Source organism: Halapricum salinum, assembly GCF_004799665.1.
GTDB classification, from domain to species: Archaea; Halobacteriota; Halobacteria; order Halobacteriales; family Haloarculaceae; genus Halapricum; species Halapricum salinum.
The window spans coordinates 3008396-3023935 of record NZ_CP031310.1 but is presented as its reverse complement, the minus strand read 5'-3'; the positions used below and the strand labels follow the sequence as shown (position 1 = coordinate 3023935).

Here is a 15540-nt window from a genome sequence, read left to right as displayed (position 1 = left end):
CGACGACCGTCATCTTTTTCCACGCACGTCGAGATCGAATCGTATGCTCTCACGGGAGACTGTCGTCCAGGCTGGGGTCGGCGTACTTGCGCTTGCAGTCTTCTTCGCCGTCCCGCGGATCTTCGGAATCTCTGATCCGACGATCAGTGTCGTCGCTTCAGTGTTGCTCAACGCGCTGATTTTCGGCGGCGCACACCTCGTCCTCGCGATACTCGGTGAAGGAAACGAGGACTATCCAGTCACCGCTCGCTGGCGGACGGTTGGACTCGTCGCCGCGCTCGCAGTGCTCGCGCTCGTTGCATACGGGCTCTCGACGGCGACGTCGCTCCCACAGCAGTGGATCCACGGCGGAGCTGTCACCGGCGCTGTCGTGGTGATCGTCAGTTTCTGGTATCTCGAAGCGCGTGACGGCTACCGAGAATCCAAAGCCGATCAGGGCACGATCTGATTCCGCAGCCCGATCCATTCGCCGTTCTCACGCGCTCGGTCGACGTTCTCGGCGAGGATGTCCGCCAGCCGCTCGTAATACTCTGGGGTGTAGCCGGCGTTGTGCGGTGTGATTAGGACGTTCTCGAAGCCCCACAGCGGATGCTCGGGCGGCAGCGGCTCGGGATCGGTGACGTCTAGCACCGCCCCACCGATGTCGTTCCAACGGAGTGCATACAGTAGGGCTTCGGTGTCGACGACGCCACCGCGGGCGACGTTGACGAGAATCGTCTCGGGGTGGAGGACCTGGAACGCCGACCGGTCGAGGAGATTTCGGGTCGTCTCGGTCAACGGGCAGGCCAGCAGGACAGCGTCGACGTCGACGATAGCCTGCTCGAACTCGTCGTAGCTGTAGACTTCATCAACGGGGCCGCCTTTCTCGGGCGAGTGGCGGACGCCGCGGATCGTCACGTCGAACGGCTGGAGCCGCTCTGCGATCGCAGACCCGATCGCGCCGAGTCCGACGACCGTGGCCGTGCCGCCTGCCAGTTCCCCTGATTGAAAGTTCTGCCAGACACCGTCTGCTTGCTGGCGGCGTGCGCGAAAGAGATCCCGCGTGAGCGCGAGGAGGCCGCCGATCGCTTGCTCGGCGGCGTTGGAGGCGTGGACGCCGCCGGCGTTCGTGACCGTGATCCCACGATCGGTCAGTTCGTCGAGCGGGAGGTGGTCGGTCCCGGCGAACGAGCAGGCGAACAGTTCGAGCGATTCGGCCAGTTCGAGTTGCTCGGTAGTGATCGTGCGGCCGACGACGACGGTCGCGTCGGGGAGTTTCTCGTCGATCGCTTCGTCGGTTATCGCCAGCGAGACCGTCGCTGACCCGACGCGTTCGTCCAGCGCGTCGACGAGGCGCTCGACGGGCAGTCCGTGGAGTTTCTGCTGGAAGACGAGGATCTCAGTCGGTTCTGGGACCATGGTGGGAACAGTGACACTCGCAGTCGTTGAAAGTCCACTGATACCAAAACGAGTGCGGAGCAGGTCTTTTCTCACAGTCAACGTTCTGCCAGCGACCGAAACGGTCGGTATCGTCGAATGGAGACGTGAACGAGCGACGTTCGAAGTCTGCACGCCCGAGGCCAGGCACTCGCCGACCGGCATGTAGCCCGAAACTCAACCTGCAAGAATTAAATCCCGAGGGTTCGGGGTAGGGGATATGCACCAAGTCGACGTTGCGATCGTCGGTGGCGGGCCGGCGGGTAGTTCCGCCGCGAAAGCCGCTGCCGACGGCGATGCGGATGCGCTCGTCATCGAGAAGGGGGTTCCGCGCTCGGACCGCGACCATCTCGGCCCCGACTCGACCGACGCTGCTGGTATGCTCGATTACTGGGTCGACATCATGGACTACGAACCCGAGGAGATTCCCGAGGACATCATCCTCAGCGACCTCGAAGGGGCGTATTTCGGCGGCCCCTCTGAGTCTGCGACGGTCAAGAACACCCAGATCGAATCGTCGTGGGACGGCTTCGGCTTCGCCTTCCAGCGGGCCCGTTTCGACGACTGGCTCCGCGAAGAGGCCGAAGCTGCCGGTGCCTCTTACGAGGTCGGAACGAACGTCACCGACGTCGAATCGACGCGCGACGGCCGTTCGTATACCCACCGCCTGACCCTCGCGGACGGCGAGGAGATCGAAGCCGACGCGCTCGTGCTGGCGGACGGCCCCCAGCGTACAGTCACGTTGAACGCCGTCGACCAGTTCATGCCGAGCGGGCGGTCGATTTCGTCACTTCTGGGACCGAAGACGGCGAATCACATCGCCTACCAGGAACATCGCAAGATCCCCGAAGAGTTGTTCGACCCCGAGTTGCTCAAATTCTGGTGGGGCGTCATCCCCGGACACACTGCGTATCCGTGGATCTTCCCGAACGACGACAACGTCGCACGGGTCGGCCTGACGATGCCCATCGGAATGGATCTCGACGCCGTCGCGAATCGAGACGCCTACACACTCCTGCAGCCCGACGACGAACAGATCCCGCCCGGGCGGGTCTACATCCGGCGGCTGCTGGAGTGGCTCTACCCGGACTACGACCTCGAAGACTTCCCGCTGGTCGAAGATCGAGGGAAACAGAAGGGGACCGAAGCCTATCCGATCTCCTCGACGCAACCGATCGAATCACCGACGCAGGCCAACGTCGCCGTCGTCGGCGGCGCGATGGGCGCGACCTCTGCGTTCCACGAAGGCGGCGACCACGTCGCCGTTCGGACGGGAAAGATTGCTGGCCGACTGGCCGCCAGCGGCGATATGCAGCGGTACAACCCCGAGTGGAAAGACGCGATCGGCGACGAGATTATCCGAAACGTCTCCCTCGCCGAGAGGGCCCGCGACATGGGGCCAGCGGACTGGGACGAGGTCTTCCGGACAGTGAGGCGGATGGTCGAGTTCGAAGGGACACGGGGCCGGCAGGCGTTCCGTGCAGGCTGGAGTGGGATGTCGCTCCTTGGGCGATACCTGTGGACCAGGCGCAAATTCCGGAAACACGGGTACGTCCAGTTGCGTGAGTCGGAGTACGCGCTCTGATGGGACTACTCCAGCGTGCGTTGCCGCTAGTCGGAACGCTCTACCTGTGCTATCTGGCACTCCAGCCACCACCAGTGCGATGGATCGGGCTGATCTGCCTGGCCGTGCTGACGCCGTTTCTGGTCGGCTGGGTAGCCGGCAACCTGCTGGGTATCGGCCCCTGGGCCGGCGGCGAGGAGTAGCGAACGAGGCCAGCCAGTGTTCACGCGAAGGGCTTAACCCCGGTCCACGAATAGCTCGGGGTGCGTACCACAAGTCCCCGCCCGAGTGTGCCTGTATGGGCGCGATGACGTCGCGGAGAACCCAGGTACGCGACATCTCGATCGCTGCTTCACGGCAGCATCACGCCTCGACGGCTATCGCCGTCTCGGCACTCGGAGATTCCTGACGGGATCTCCCGGCTCGGCGGTTTCACCGCCTCGCCAACTGGCGGCGTGTAGCGCCGCCCGCCCGCCACGAGGGTTTCCCGGCTGACCTGGCATGCCGCCTGGGATGATGTCGGTCGTTAGTGTCGCGGGCGTACATCTCGAGCTTCGAGAGCGCCTGCTGTGTTCTCCGGTGCGTTCAGCCAAACACTCAAGAATCGTGTGCGCCTACATCTGATATGGCGACGATCGAGATCGACGACGACGTTTACGAGGCGCTCCAACTTCCGGAAGGGGAGCGGTCGCCAGCGTTGAAGCGGGAGTTAGCGGTCTCACTGTACGCCCGTGATGTGCTCTCGTTCGGGAAGGCGCGCGCGTTGGCGGAATTGTCGAAACGAGAGTTTCACGAACTCCTCGGCGAGCGTGAAATCACTCGCCACTACGGCGAACAGGAACTCGAAGAAGACCTCGACTATGCCGAGTAGCGCGCTCGTCGTCTCGGATACGTCCCCTCTTCTTAATCTTGCGCTCATCGACCGCCTGGACCTTCTCCGAGCGCAGTTTCCCGAGATTGTCGTCCCTCGCCAAGTCTGGGACGAACTCACTGAGGGGGAGGAAGGTCTGGAAGCGCTGCGGGAGTTGCGCGATGACACCCTCTTGGACATCGTCGAGGTGGAGCGCTCGGACCTGTTTGTCGAAATCGTTCACGAACTCGACCTCGGGGAGACAGCGGCGATCTGCTACGCAGTCGAACACGCCGCCGATCTCGTTTTGCTCGACGAACGGGACGGCCGACGCGTGGCTCGAAGACACGACCTTGATGTCACTGGGGTCATCGGCGTTCTGCTCCGCGCAGCGAAGACTGGTGAGCTGGACCTTGAGAATGAACTTGATGCCCTGCGCGAAGCCGGGTTCTGGATTTCCGACGACCTCTATTCACGAGTTCTCTCCAAGGCAGACGAATAGCTCAAATCTTTCCAACGGATAGCTGTCGAGTTCTCGTTTCACTTCCACCATGTCTACGAGTAGAAACTCGCCCGGTCGTGTCGCGGGCGTACATTCCCGATTTCTATAGCGTTGGCTGTATTTCTGTCATTCAGTCAAACACTTAGGAACCCCGTGCGCCTCCCTCCAGTCTGGCGACAATCGAGACCACCTCGCCCCTTCTGAATCTCGCGCTTATCGACTGTCTCGACCTTTCCCGAGATACTGCGTCGATGGTTGCACTATGGGACTACAACTCCGGTGCCGGAGAACTGTCGCTGAGATGTGTCCAATTTTCTATATATACCCGACTGGGGAGAGGATAGCACCCTCTGAATGTCCGACTGAGAGTTTGTCCTGAGTTGCTGATTGCATCACTGCTACACAGATGGATTCACCCGGTTGCTCAAAAAGAGGATGGAGATGAATATATCACAGTTTGACATCGTTCGGAGACGTAGTTACGGTATGGTAGTTCCACATACCCTGGTTTCGGTCCGAGCCGCGCCGTTGCAGACCGGCGGAAATTTCATCGAGCTTGCTGTCCTCTTTTTGATACTCGCGCTCGTCGCAGCGGTGCTCGGCGCTCGCGGTGTCGCAGGCATCAGTATGGAGATCGCAAAATGGCTCGTCATCATCTTCGTCGTGCTTGCCATCGTCACGTTCATTCTGTAGACAAGCCCCATCTGGGTCTGAGAATTCGCTGTGGCCCTCACAACCAGAGCCTGCAATACGTCTGGTGACCTATCCCCTGGCACTCGATATGCCCTGCCTAACTTTCCGTCCCTCTATCCTTACATACGCATGGACATCTCTACAATTCTCTCGACGAAGTTCACCGAGTTCGATATCGGGGCCCCGCTCTCGAAAGTCGCGGGCGCGTTCGAGAATCACGAACTGGATGCCGTCGTCGTCACAGACGGAGACACGTATCGAGGGGTTCTCAGCCGCCGACAACTAGCCTCGTCGTCTAACCAGCCCTCGGCAAAAGTCGGGTCACAGGCACAGCACGTCCCGACAGTCGAGCGGACCGCAGACGTCCGGGAAGTTGCTCGACTCATGATAGGCAGCGGCGTGAAGACACTGCCCGTGTTGGACGACGGGCGTGTCGTCGGGGTCGTGACTGGCGACAGCGTCCTCGCGGCGGTGCAATCGTTTCTCGGCGGCGTGACGGTCGCAGACGCCTACAGCGAGCAACTCGTTAGCGCGACTCCGGAGACGACCGTCGGCAAAGCCCTCAATACACTCCGGGAGGGCCGAATCGCCCACCTCCCTGTCATCGACGACGGCGAAGCCGTCGGGATGGTGAGCCTGTACGACGTCGTCGAGTTCACCACGCGAGGTGGAACCAAGAGTCAGGGTGGCTCACCGGGAGACTTCGGCAATCGGGGTGGCGGTGCGCGCCACGGTGGCTTCGGTGCGCGCGAGGGCGATGCCGACCGTATGCTCGATATACCAGTGACAAACCTGATGTCCGACACCGTCGAGACGGTTCGGCTGAGTGCGTCCCTCGAACACGTCGTCGAGACGATGTTCGACCGCGAAATCTCCTCGCTGGTCGTGCTCGCTGATTCTGGTGACGAGCCCGTCGGTATGATTACGAAAACAGACGTGCTGGAGGCGCTCACATGGGAACAGGACGACCGCAACGCTGTGCAAGTGTTCGGCCTCGACCTGCTGGAGGGCATGGACTACGACCAGGTCTCGGCCCTCATGGAGAATATGGCCTCGAAGTACGGGGCGATGGACGTTATCAAAGCCAGCATCGAACTCCACGAACACAAAGAACAATCGCGCGGTGTGCCGCTGGTACTCGCGCGGATTCGGCTGGTGACCGACCGTGGCTATTTCACGGCCGACGGGGAAGGCTACGGTGCGGCCCACGCTCTCAGGCTGGCCGCGAACAAGGTCGAGCGCCAGATACTCAAGGGCAAGACGTACGGACAGTCCAAAAAGCGTCCCGAGAACCGAGAGCAGGAAGCCCTCTACGGGTGGTGGCTCGGCGGATGATGGTCACGAGTTTCCCCAGCGGAGTGGGTGATTCTTGATGGAGATTCCGCAGGCGCCAGACCTCTCGAACCGGGGCAGGCCGCGGCACTTCGAGTGGCAAGAGGAGACCCTCGGGTCGGAGGATTTCTACCGTGAAGACATCGAGGACTTGCTCCAGGAAGGTGCGTGGAAGGAGGGGTTCAACGAGTGGAGCGAGTACACGAATCTCGATACAGAACACATCCGAATCGTCGACTCTCTCGGGCTTTTTCGAGCGTTCGATTTCTACTGGGACCCGACCGAAGACTTGCTTCGCTTCGATGCCCCGACGATTCCAGACGACTGGCGAGAACGTCCGGCGACAGACTCGCTCGATTCGAGCGCAGTGTCGATGATCGACAACGAGTTAGACGACCTCGGTCGGGTGGTAAAGGAAGTACTGGAGAATTACCTCGCACAGGACGACGAGCCCTCCGAGTTCAGTCTGAGTGAGCACGCCTACGGTGACCGTGAAGAGTGACTCAGTCGAGATAGCCGTCGTTCGTACGTTCGGAAATCGACAGAGTGTGGCGACTGGACTCAGTTCTCGCGTTCGCCGTCCGTCCCCTCACTCCACCCGTAATCGGACGTGTCGCCGTTCCGGTCGAGGTAGTCCTCTAGCATCTCCTGTACTGCTCGGCCGAGGTCGTCTAACTCACCGTCGATCATCGAAACCGTGCTCGAGTCGAGCGACGCAGTCGTGTCCCGCTCCCGCCAGTCGTCCGGAATCGTCGGCGCGTCGAAACGAAGGCGGTCTTCGGTTGGGTCCCAGTAAAAGTCGAACGCCTGGAACAGACCGAGGTCGCTGACAATTCGAACCAGCTCTTCGTGGAGATTCGTGTACTCGCTCCACTCGTTGAATCCCTCCTTCCACGCCCCTTCTTGGAGCAGATCTTCGATATCCTCACGGTAAAAGTCCTCTGACCCGAGTGTCTCCTCTTGCCACTCGAACGAACGCGGCATTCCTCGGTTCGAGAGGTCCGGCGATTCAGGGACCTCGATGTCGAGTGCCATGCCAATAGTTTCACTGCTATCACAATAAAGCCCATAGCGACTCTACGGGAGGTGGTGCCCTCGAAGACCCAGTATCGGATCGAGGGCGCGTCTCGGTCACACGTGGAGCGTCCCAACAGTCATCGTCACGACCGACCAAATCGTCGATCTATATTCCGAGCCACTCGTCGTTTCGGACCTGATAGCCGTTCGCCCGACAGAACTTCGCCGCTTCTCGACGTACCTCCCGAGACGACGGGAGCCGTTCCTCGTCGTGGATTCGGTCGGTGATCCAATCGCGGATAACTCGAATCCCTTCGTCGTCGTCATCGGCGTCGATCGCTTCGAGTTCCTCGAAGGTCATCTCGTACGCTTTTCGCTGTGTCCAACTGAGATCCGTACTCCGAAGGGTCGTGCTGGCTTCCACGATCCGTTTCATCGCCGCGGCAACTGTCGGCCGTCGTACCTGCACGCGGACAGCGTCTGGTGAGTCGAACGTCTCCTCGTCGCTCTCTGGGACTAGTTCCTCAATAGCGTAGCTCCCTTCGACCGATTCGAGCTCGTGATCGCCGACCGCTGCGACGACATCGGTCCCCGTCGCCGGGAAGGTCAGTTCATCGAGTTCCCCCTCGAAATCCGTGAGTGTCGCCGGGTCTACCGATGGCTCAGTCTCGTCGCCGCGCTCCAGTTCTGTGGCAATCTCACGCTCTTGCTGGCGTCTCTCAGCGTCTCGTGCTTGCTTGTCTCGACCACTCTTGTCGTCTGCCATCCTGTAATATTGACGCTCTAACAAGATAGATCTATGGTCGATACCAGACCCACAGTTCAGCGACACCGATAGCTGTCCCGGAGAGCGAGGCCGGCTCTGACGACTGTGCTGCGCCGCTACCCGATACGGAAGCCGCACTTATCGGTCCAGGCCGTCTACTATCACCTGTATGCCTGAAGAAGTCCTGTTCAACTCAGAGAGCGACCAGAGCCGAGAAGAGATCGCAACGTACCTCCGGAACGTCGCGGACACCCTCGAGAACGGAAACGCGATCACCCTGAAAGCAGGCTCGGAGTCTGTAACCCTGAATCCACCTGCCCGACCGACCTTCGAAGTCAAAGTCGAACGCGAGGGCCAGGCGGGCAACATGACCGAACTGAGCGTCGAATTCGAACTCGAGTGGGACGAGAACGACAGTGAGGGGGAAAGCGGAAGTGGCCAGTTGGAAATCGAGTAGTCACGCCACACGTTCACCGAACGGCTAATTCGGCCGCCTCACTGTGAATTACTCGTCCGCGTTCGACTCCGTCTCGCTCGGATGTGGGACGTCGGGGGCGACACCGCCCCAGTCTTCCGAGCCGATGCCACCGACGCGTGATTCAGGACGCGGATTCAGGCGTCGAGCGTCTTCGAAACCGCCGAGAGAACGCGTTCGAACCGTTCGTGAACCTCGGTGGCGATAAAATCGAGCGCCTCGTTGTCGGCGATTCCGACGAGTTGCCGTCGATCGACCGCACTCACCGTGGTCGTGCCATCGTCGGCTTCGTAGACGATGACGTTGCACGGCAGAAGCGCACCGAGTTCGATCTCTTCGGTCAACCCTCGTGTGCCAGCAGCGGGTTACACGCACCGAGGATGCGGTACTCCCGGAACTCCTCGTCGAGTTTCTCCGCGAACGTCGCCTGAACGTCGATATCACAGAGGACACCGAAGCCCTCGTCTTTCAGTGCCGCCATCGTCGTCTCGACGGCAGTCTCGAAGTCGGCCGAAACAGTAGTTTGTATGGCATAGTCTATACACTACATTACTGTCAGCAGAACTTACCCGTGTGGATTCTGGTTGTACATCGGGACGACGGTCAACTCCCCACAGACGTTCGGTTCGGGATGCCGTGAGTCCGCTTTACTCGGCCCGGTCAAGTCGCTCACGACGCCGGTCGAACTCTTCGTCGGAGAGTTCTCCACGGGCGTAGCGCTCCCGGAGGACAGCACGCGGTGAGTCGGCCCACCTGTCGCGGTCGCGTGATACGAAGGTGTAGAGCAGGTACGCAGGCACGGCCACTAATAGGCCCATCCAGAGGAGTCCCCATAGGCCCATCGCGCCACCGAACAGCCCCCCGCCACCACCCATCATGCCGCCACCGCCGTAGCTCCCGCTCCCGTGGGCGGCAGCGGTGCCGGTCGCCGTGGCCAGGAGGCCGACAGTCGTGATCATCGTTCGGCGAGCAGTGCGAGCGTGTCGAGCAGTGAGTTGGGTCATCGTGATCTGTGGAAAGTAATCTTCGAACGCTCCCGTTAGAGTCGATCAGCAACCGTGGCCGCGACCGGTCATCCCGTAGCCGCCGCGGTGGGTATCGTCCCGATGGGTGTCGTCGTGGACACTATAGCCACCGCCGTGACCGAAGTCCTGCGTCCCGTAGCCACTGGTATGATCGTGGTGCAGGTACCCCGCGCCGTGGCCGGTGTAGTTCGCTTCAGCCATGTGCTGTGCCATCTCCTCGACAGTGACGCCCATGTGTGACTCCATCCACGCGACAGAGCCGGACCCCACGTGTTCTGTCATGTGGTTCTCCATCCAGATCTCCCACTCCGCAGCAGTCCCATTGTACGGGGGGGCCTCCGTTCCGTTGTACGGGTTGTCGGTCGTCGTGTTGTACGGGTGGTCGGTCGTCGTGTTGTACGGGTTGTCGGTCGTCGTGTCGGTCCCGTGTGCGCTGACGACGGTCGCGGCGAACGCGAGTCCGACGATTACGACCGCCACGAGCAGCCACCGTCCGAGTTCGATTGTGGGCATAGTGATTCTCCTCAGTCCTTTGTAGCACCGGTCGAGGGTTATCACTGTGGGCGTGAACAGAAGCAGGAAAACGTTCGAGAACGTTTCTAATCCGATCTAACCGTTTCCTTGAGGTCAGACCGTTCACTGCGGCCGAATTCGGAGGGGCGTCTCTGAGTCCTCTCTTGCCGGGCCAGTACCGTGAGACGACAGCGCACAGTATTGCCCGAGAGTATCAAAACCGATAGGTACCTGGCACGCCAACGACACAGTATGACTGAACGAGATCGTGGGTGGTGGGACGCGTGAACCGACGGCAGACGGATCTCGGCGTCGGACTGCTCGTCGTCGGCATTCTCATCGTCGGCGGTGCCCTCAGTTGGGACGCCTATCGACAGCAGCAATCGGTCGATCGGATGGGATCGATGATGGGAGGGTCGATGGACGCCGTCCACGGGACTGATCCGCTGGTGTACGTCCTCGGGACGCTGTTCGCGACTGCCGTCGTCGGCGTCTTTTACCTCGCCGTTCGAACCGACGTTCCCCCGGAGAGAGACGCGGCCAGAGCCGACTCGGCCGCCGCTGTCGATGAGCCGAGTGTTTCTGAGGTGACCGACGACGACTCGGCGCTCGGCGGAGAGCCGACGGCACCAGACGCTGGCGCCCGAGCTAACGGTAGCGGCGAATCGGAGACAGTCAGCCAGCGGCGCGTGCTAGACTTGCTTCCGGAAGACGAACGGCGGGTCCTCGAACCAGTTCTCACTTCTCCTGGGCTGACCCAAATCGAACTCCGCGACCGCTCGGACTTCTCGAAGAGCAAGGTGAGTCAGACGGTGAGCGACCTCGAAAAGCGCGGACTCCTGTACCGAGAGCGCCAGGGACGGACCTACCGCGTCTACCCGAGCGACGAACTCGAGATGCAGGATCCAGCACTCGATCAACAGCAGTTCTCTTCGTCGGGCGACCAGTGACAGGCGTCGCCCGTCGTCAACTCGTGTTCCTCGATGAAGACGGCCAGACACGCGTAGTTACAGAAGTACTTCAGTGAGCCACAATCGTCGGTGCAGTCACGGACGCAGAGCGGGTCGTGATCGAAGATCCGCGAGCTACAGTATGCACACATCTCGTCCTCGTCGGGTGTCGAAACCGTCGCGGACATACCTCTCATAGGGGCGTCGTCGCAGAAAGCGTTTCGTCGTTGGTGCCGCCTACCGTCCAGTGGGGACTCCGTCCGGCGGCGCTCGCCTGGCCTGCACTATCGACGAAGACTCCTGTCGATCGCCTGTTCGAGGTCGTCTCGCAGGTCTGCGACGGCTTCGAGGCCGACGCTAAGCCGGACCAACCCGTCTGTGATCCCGGTCTCACGGCGTTCCTCGGCAGGGACAGCGGCGTGAGTCATCGTCGCCGGGTGTTCGAGCAAGCTCTCGACGCCGCTGAGACCTTCCGAGAGTGTGAATGTCTCCGTGTTGGAGACAAACTGTTCGACCGCCGGGAGCGAGGCGTCGAACTCGACGCTGACCATGCCGCCGAAATCGTCCATCTGCCGGCCCGCCAGATCGTGCTGAGAGTGTGACTGGAGGCCGGAGTAGTGGACGCTCTCGACTGCCGGATGATCCGCCAGCCAACTCGCCAGCTTCCGGGCGTTCTCGGAGTGGCGTTCCATCCGGACGGGCAGGGTCTTCGTGCCGCGAAGGACCAGAAAGCAGGCGAACGGATCCAGCGTCGCGCCGACGCTGTTCTGGTAGAATCCCAGCCGTTCGTCCAGCGCGGGGTCGTCGGTGACCAGCGCGCTGCCGACCACGTCCGAGTGGCCCCCGAGATACTTCGTCAGCGAGTGGGCGACGACGTCCGCGCCGAGTTCGAGCGGGCGCTGGAGAGCCGGTGTCGCGAAAGTGTTGTCGACTGCCGCGAGCGCGTCGTACTCGTGGGCGATGGCCGCGATCGACTCGATATCGAGGACGCGCATGAGCGGGTTGGTCGGCGTTTCGATCCAGACCAGCTCCGTGTGCGCGCCCATCGCGTCGGCCACGGCGTCGTGGTCGGTGGCGTCAACGAACGAGAAACGGAGGTCGTAGTCCTCGTAGACCTGGGTGAAAAGCCGGTGGGTGTCGCCGTAGACGTCCCGGCCGACGACGACGTGATCGCCGGCTTCCAACAGGTTCAGGACCGTATTGATTGCGGCCATTCCGCTGGCGAACGTCCGGCCGTGCGAGCCGCCTTCGACGCTCGTGAGGTTGTCCTCCAGGGCCGTCCGCGTGGGGTTGCCGGTTCGGGAATACTCGTAGCCATGGTGTTCGCCGGGTGAGTCCTGGGCGAACGCCGGGGAGGCGTAGACCGGCGGCATGACAGCGCCGGTCTCGGGATCGGGCTCCTGGCCGCCGTGGATCGCACGGGTCTCGAAAGCAATGTTGTCGGGTTCGGGTGCCGTGCGGTCGCGAGAGACAGCTGTCGGATAGAGAGTTCGAGCGTGCCATCACCGGATTGTAGGCTCGACTCGGACTTATCGGTTGTGTGTTGATAACATACCACACTGAATTGGAGTGGGAGTCAGGGGGCACCGTTACAGTCAACTGTCGGGGCGTGGTACGTCGTGGCATGAGCGCCGACGCCGCCCAGCGGACGATCCGCTGTCTCGTCGCCAAAGTTGGACTCGACGGTCACGACCGGGGCGCACACGTCATCGCCCGCGCCATGCGGGACGCTGGATTCGAAGTCATCTACTCCGGGCTCCACCGCTCGCCCGAGGAGATCGTCCAGGCCGCAGTGCAGGAGGACGTCGACGTCCTCGGGATCTCGATCCTCTCGGGTGCGCACAACACGCTGGTCCCGAAGGTGATCGACGGGCTCGAAGAATACGGCGCCTTCGAGGATACCCTCGTGCTGGTCGGCGGAATCGTGCCAGACGACGACAAAGACCGGCTGAAGGCAGCAGGAGTCGCAGAGATCTTCGGCCCGGGGACTTCGACCGACGAGTTGGTCGAGTACATCCGCGCGAACGTCCCGGAGCGGTGAGGATGGATCTAGTCGAGTCGCTGCTGGCCGGCGAGCACCGCGCGCTGGCCCGGGTCATCAGCAAGATCGAGAACCGCGAGGACGGCTACCGCGAACTGGTCGCCCAGCTTCACGAACACACCGGCGACGCGGACGTGATCGGCATCACCGGGAGTCCCGGCGCGGGAAAGTCCACGCTGGTCGACAAGCTCGCCGCAGCCTACCGCGAGCAGGACGAGACAGTCGGCGTCATCGCGATCGACCCATCCTCGCCGTTCACGGGCGGCGCGGTTCTGGGCGACCGAATTCGAATGGGGTCGACCGTCGGCGATATGGACGTGTTCGTCCGCTCGATGAGCACTCGGGGATCGCTCGGCGGACTCTCGACAGCCACGCGGGACGCCGTGCGAGCACTCGACGCGTTCGGCAAGGACAAGATCGTCATCGAAACCGTCGGCGCAGGACAGAACGAGATCGACGTCGTGCGGGCAGCCGATACGGTGGCCGTCCTCGTTCCACCGGGCAGCGGCGACGACATCCAGATGCTCAAAGCCGGCATTCTGGAGATCGCGGACGTCTTCGTCGTCAACAAGGCCGATCGCGAGGGGGCTGATCGCACGGTCAAACAACTCCGTGAGATGCTCCAGGAAGGACCCGGAATCGCTGACTCCCACGGTCTGGAAGCGTCCGACAGCGACATCGAGGGCGGCTGGCAGCCACCGATAGTCGAGACCGTCGCCAACCGCGGCGAGGGCGTCCGGGAGGTGCTCGACGCTTTCGCCGACCACGCCGACTATCTCGACACGTCGGGTCGGCGGGCCGAGATCGACCGGCTGCGGACCGCCGAGGAGATTCGAACGCTGCTGCGCGAGGACGTCCACGAGCTAGTGGAAGCCGAGATCGAACGCCGAGGCGGTCTCGATACGGCTGTCGACCGTATCGTCGCTCGCGAAAACGACCCATACACAATCGCCGAGGAGATCCTGGAGCCCATCGTCGCTGCCTTCGACGACCAGCAAGCCGAGGGAGACTGATCAGTCTGGCGAGTCGGTTCTCTCCGTTGGTCTCTGCCTGTACATGAATACGCAGCCGTGCCGGCCGTCGAGACGGCAGTCCTCTTCCGGCTGGACTGCTCGCAGACGAGACTGCTCGCGGGCCGGCCGTCGAGACGGCAGTCCTCTTCCGGCTGGACTGCTCGCCCACGAGAGGGCTCACGAGCCGGCCGTCGAGACAGCAATCCGCTCCCGGCTGAACTGCTCGCGCACGAAAGCGCTCACGAGTCGGCCGTCGAGACAGCAATCCGCTCCCGGCTGAACTGCTCGCGCACGAAAGCGCTCACGAGCCGGCCGTCGAGACAGCAGTTCCTACTCGTCGACTTCGACTACATCAGCCCCAGGTGCGTTCTCTTTGACACTGGCCAGTCCCTGCCGGGCCTTCTGCTCGGTCGCGTACCCCTCACCACTGTCGGCGATGATGTTGCCGTTGTCGTGCACCAGCCGCCAGCGGTACTTGCCCTCGCTGTCCTCGAACAGTTCGAAGGTTGCCTTCGACATACGCGAGCAAAGGGATGGACAGCTGATAAAAGTCGGACCTACTTCCGGCCGGGCTACTCGCACAGAAACGTGCTCGCGAGCCGCCGTCGAGACATTCACCCCGGCTTTAGGGTGCGAGTCGATTCTTTCGGTTCTTCATGTTCTCGTTGTAATACTCGAAGGTGATCGGACACCACTCCTCGGCGAGGTCGAGAATACTCTCAGTCATCTGCCGGATCTCCCACTGGGCGTCCGCTGCAGCACGCATGTCAGCAATATGCATGAGCATCCGCGCGTTCATCGACATCACGATGTTGACCTTCGTCCCGATCGGAAGGACGAACCGAGCGTCTTCGGGCGGCATGCCGAGATCGAGGAGTTCCTGATAGGACTCCACGGCGTTTGCGACGGTGTCAGCGAAGATCTCCTCACGTTTTTCGACAGTCTCCTCGTCGACCTGGCCACTCTTCTGGTTGCGCCCGACCCAGTCGGGATCAGTTGCAGAAGGCGGGAAGACGACGAGCTCGCCGTCGCGAACGTCGTCGGGGTCGACGTCGTCGAAGGAGACGTAGCGCATCGACTGGACGTCGAAGGAGACGTGGCGATGCCGGGTGATCTGGGCCATACAGGAGCGACTGACGCCCTCGATGGCGAACGTCGCCTGGGGGTGCTCGAAAGGACCGTAGTGGCCGTGGCTGAGCAAGTGGCCGATCAACGTCTCCTGTTTGTCCTCGATCGAGTCGCCCTCGACGGTCGACATGACCTCCTCGAAAGACTGGTCGGCGACGAATTCGGACATGTAGTCGTTGCGCGCGGCCCGACAGATGAGTTCCTCCGGATTCTGGGTGGCTTCCAACAAGCGTACGTCCATACCCGCCACCCCGA

21 protein-coding genes and 1 pseudogene are annotated in these 15540 nt (G+C 61.9%); 12 read left to right on the top strand and 10 right to left on the bottom strand.

Annotated elements, in window-relative coordinates; all coding sequences use genetic code 11:
* Positions 1-43 precede the first annotated feature (43 nt).
* Positions 44-448 (top strand): hypothetical protein, encoded by a 405-nt coding sequence (locus tag DV733_RS14870; protein ID WP_049992767.1) that lies wholly within the window; start codon positions 44-46, stop codon positions 446-448.
* On the opposite strand, the gene DV733_RS14865 is transcribed toward DV733_RS14870, so the two are convergent.
* Positions 433-1398, bottom strand: a complete 966-nt coding sequence (locus DV733_RS14865) for a D-2-hydroxyacid dehydrogenase (protein ID WP_049992766.1) — start codon at positions 1396-1398, stop codon at positions 433-435. The two genes, DV733_RS14870 and DV733_RS14865, sit on opposite strands and share 16 nt — an antisense overlap.
* A gap of 238 nt (positions 1399-1636) precedes the next feature.
* On the opposite strand from DV733_RS14865, the gene DV733_RS14860 reads away from it, so the two are divergent.
* The 7 genes from DV733_RS14860 (at position 1637) to DV733_RS14830 (ending at position 6859) form a co-directional block, all read left to right on the top strand.
* Positions 1637-3001, top strand: coding sequence for an NAD(P)/FAD-dependent oxidoreductase (locus DV733_RS14860; RefSeq protein WP_049992765.1), 1365 nt, complete (start codon positions 1637-1639; stop codon positions 2999-3001).
* Positions 3001-3183, top strand: coding sequence for a hypothetical protein (locus DV733_RS14855; RefSeq protein ID WP_049992764.1), 183 nt, complete (start codon positions 3001-3003; stop codon positions 3181-3183). Before DV733_RS14860 ends, DV733_RS14855 begins: the two co-directional genes overlap by 1 nt.
* 422 nt (positions 3184-3605) lie before the next feature.
* Positions 3606-3851, top strand: coding sequence for a UPF0175 family protein (locus DV733_RS14850; protein ID WP_049992763.1), 246 nt, complete (start codon positions 3606-3608; stop codon positions 3849-3851).
* Positions 3841-4332: a DUF3368 domain-containing protein gene (locus DV733_RS14845; protein WP_049992762.1), complete on the top strand. Its 492-nt coding sequence runs from the start codon at positions 3841-3843 to the stop codon at positions 4330-4332. Before DV733_RS14850 ends, DV733_RS14845 begins: the two co-directional genes overlap by 11 nt.
* A gap of 486 nt (positions 4333-4818) precedes the next feature.
* On the top strand, positions 4819-5025 hold the full coding sequence (locus DV733_RS14840) for a DUF1328 domain-containing protein (protein WP_049994264.1): 207 nt from the start codon (positions 4819-4821) through the stop codon (positions 5023-5025).
* Between the two features lie 129 nt (positions 5026-5154).
* Positions 5155-6360: a CBS domain-containing protein gene (locus DV733_RS14835; protein WP_049992761.1), complete on the top strand. Its 1206-nt coding sequence runs from the start codon at positions 5155-5157 to the stop codon at positions 6358-6360.
* A 37-nt stretch (positions 6361-6397) separates the two neighbouring features.
* Positions 6398-6859 (top strand): hypothetical protein, encoded by a 462-nt coding sequence (locus tag DV733_RS14830; protein ID WP_049992760.1) that lies wholly within the window; start codon positions 6398-6400, stop codon positions 6857-6859.
* Positions 6860-6918: 59 nt separating this feature from the next.
* Here DV733_RS14830 and DV733_RS14825 read toward each other — a convergent pair whose 3' ends face one another.
* Positions 6919-7341: a hypothetical protein gene (locus DV733_RS14825; protein ID WP_049994263.1), complete on the bottom strand. Its 423-nt coding sequence runs from the start codon at positions 7339-7341 to the stop codon at positions 6919-6921.
* A gap of 199 nt (positions 7342-7540) precedes the next feature.
* Positions 7541-8140 carry a DUF5789 family protein gene (locus DV733_RS14820; protein ID WP_049992759.1) on the bottom strand — a complete coding sequence of 200 codons (600 nt, stop codon included), beginning with the start codon at positions 8138-8140 and terminating at the stop codon, positions 7541-7543.
* A 169-nt stretch (positions 8141-8309) separates the two neighbouring features.
* Here DV733_RS14820 and DV733_RS14815 point away from each other — a divergent pair, with 169 nt between their 5' ends.
* Positions 8310-8597, top strand: coding sequence for an amphi-Trp domain-containing protein (locus DV733_RS14815; protein ID WP_049992758.1), 288 nt, complete (start codon positions 8310-8312; stop codon positions 8595-8597).
* A gap of 155 nt (positions 8598-8752) precedes the next feature.
* Here DV733_RS14815 and DV733_RS14810 read toward each other — a convergent pair.
* The 3 genes and pseudogenes from DV733_RS14810 to DV733_RS14800 all read right to left on the bottom strand — a co-directional run bounded on the left by DV733_RS14810 (position 8753) and on the right by DV733_RS14800 (position 10153).
* Positions 8753-9156, bottom strand: a pseudogene (locus tag DV733_RS14810) (DUF302 domain-containing protein).
* A 106-nt stretch (positions 9157-9262) separates the two neighbouring features.
* Entirely contained in the window at positions 9263-9619 is a 357-nt protein-coding gene (locus DV733_RS14805) for an SHOCT domain-containing protein (protein WP_049992757.1), read from the bottom strand.
* A 45-nt stretch (positions 9620-9664) separates the two neighbouring features.
* Entirely contained in the window at positions 9665-10153 is a 489-nt protein-coding gene (locus DV733_RS14800) for a hypothetical protein (RefSeq protein ID WP_079979358.1), read from the bottom strand.
* A 284-nt stretch (positions 10154-10437) separates the two neighbouring features.
* Between DV733_RS14800 and DV733_RS14795 the strand changes: the two genes are divergently transcribed.
* Complete coding sequence (locus DV733_RS14795; protein WP_049992756.1) at positions 10438-11103, top strand: helix-turn-helix transcriptional regulator; 666 nt, start codon at positions 10438-10440, stop codon at positions 11101-11103.
* Here the strand turns inward: DV733_RS14795 and DV733_RS14790 are convergent.
* Together DV733_RS14790 and DV733_RS14785 are read right to left on the bottom strand one after the other, a co-directional pair.
* Entirely contained in the window at positions 11070-11291 is a 222-nt protein-coding gene (locus DV733_RS14790; protein WP_049992755.1) for a hypothetical protein, read from the bottom strand. The two genes, DV733_RS14795 and DV733_RS14790, sit on opposite strands and share 34 nt — an antisense overlap.
* Before the next feature lie 96 nt (positions 11292-11387).
* Complete coding sequence (locus DV733_RS14785) at positions 11388-12539, bottom strand: trans-sulfuration enzyme family protein (protein ID WP_049992754.1); 1152 nt, start codon at positions 12537-12539, stop codon at positions 11388-11390.
* 188 nt (positions 12540-12727) lie between these two features.
* Here DV733_RS14785 and DV733_RS14780 point away from each other — a divergent pair, with 188 nt between their 5' ends.
* Entirely contained in the window at positions 12728-13144 is a 417-nt protein-coding gene (locus DV733_RS14780) for a cobalamin B12-binding domain-containing protein (protein ID WP_049992753.1), read from the top strand.
* Positions 13145-13146: 2 nt separating this feature from the next.
* The gene (meaB, locus tag DV733_RS14775; protein ID WP_049992752.1) at positions 13147-14157 is read left to right on the top strand and encodes a methylmalonyl Co-A mutase-associated GTPase MeaB; all 1011 of its coding nucleotides are present in this window, start codon (positions 13147-13149) and stop codon (positions 14155-14157) included.
* A 330-nt stretch (positions 14158-14487) separates the two neighbouring features.
* Here meaB and DV733_RS14770 read toward each other — a convergent pair whose 3' ends face one another.
* Both DV733_RS14770 and thyX read right to left on the bottom strand, forming a co-directional pair.
* Positions 14488-14676: an HVO_2922 family protein gene (locus DV733_RS14770; RefSeq protein ID WP_049992751.1), complete on the bottom strand. Its 189-nt coding sequence runs from the start codon at positions 14674-14676 to the stop codon at positions 14488-14490.
* A gap of 106 nt (positions 14677-14782) precedes the next feature.
* Positions 14783-15526 (bottom strand): FAD-dependent thymidylate synthase, encoded by a 744-nt coding sequence (gene thyX, locus DV733_RS14765; RefSeq protein WP_049992750.1) that lies wholly within the window; start codon positions 15524-15526, stop codon positions 14783-14785.
* Positions 15527-15540 lie beyond the last annotated feature (14 nt).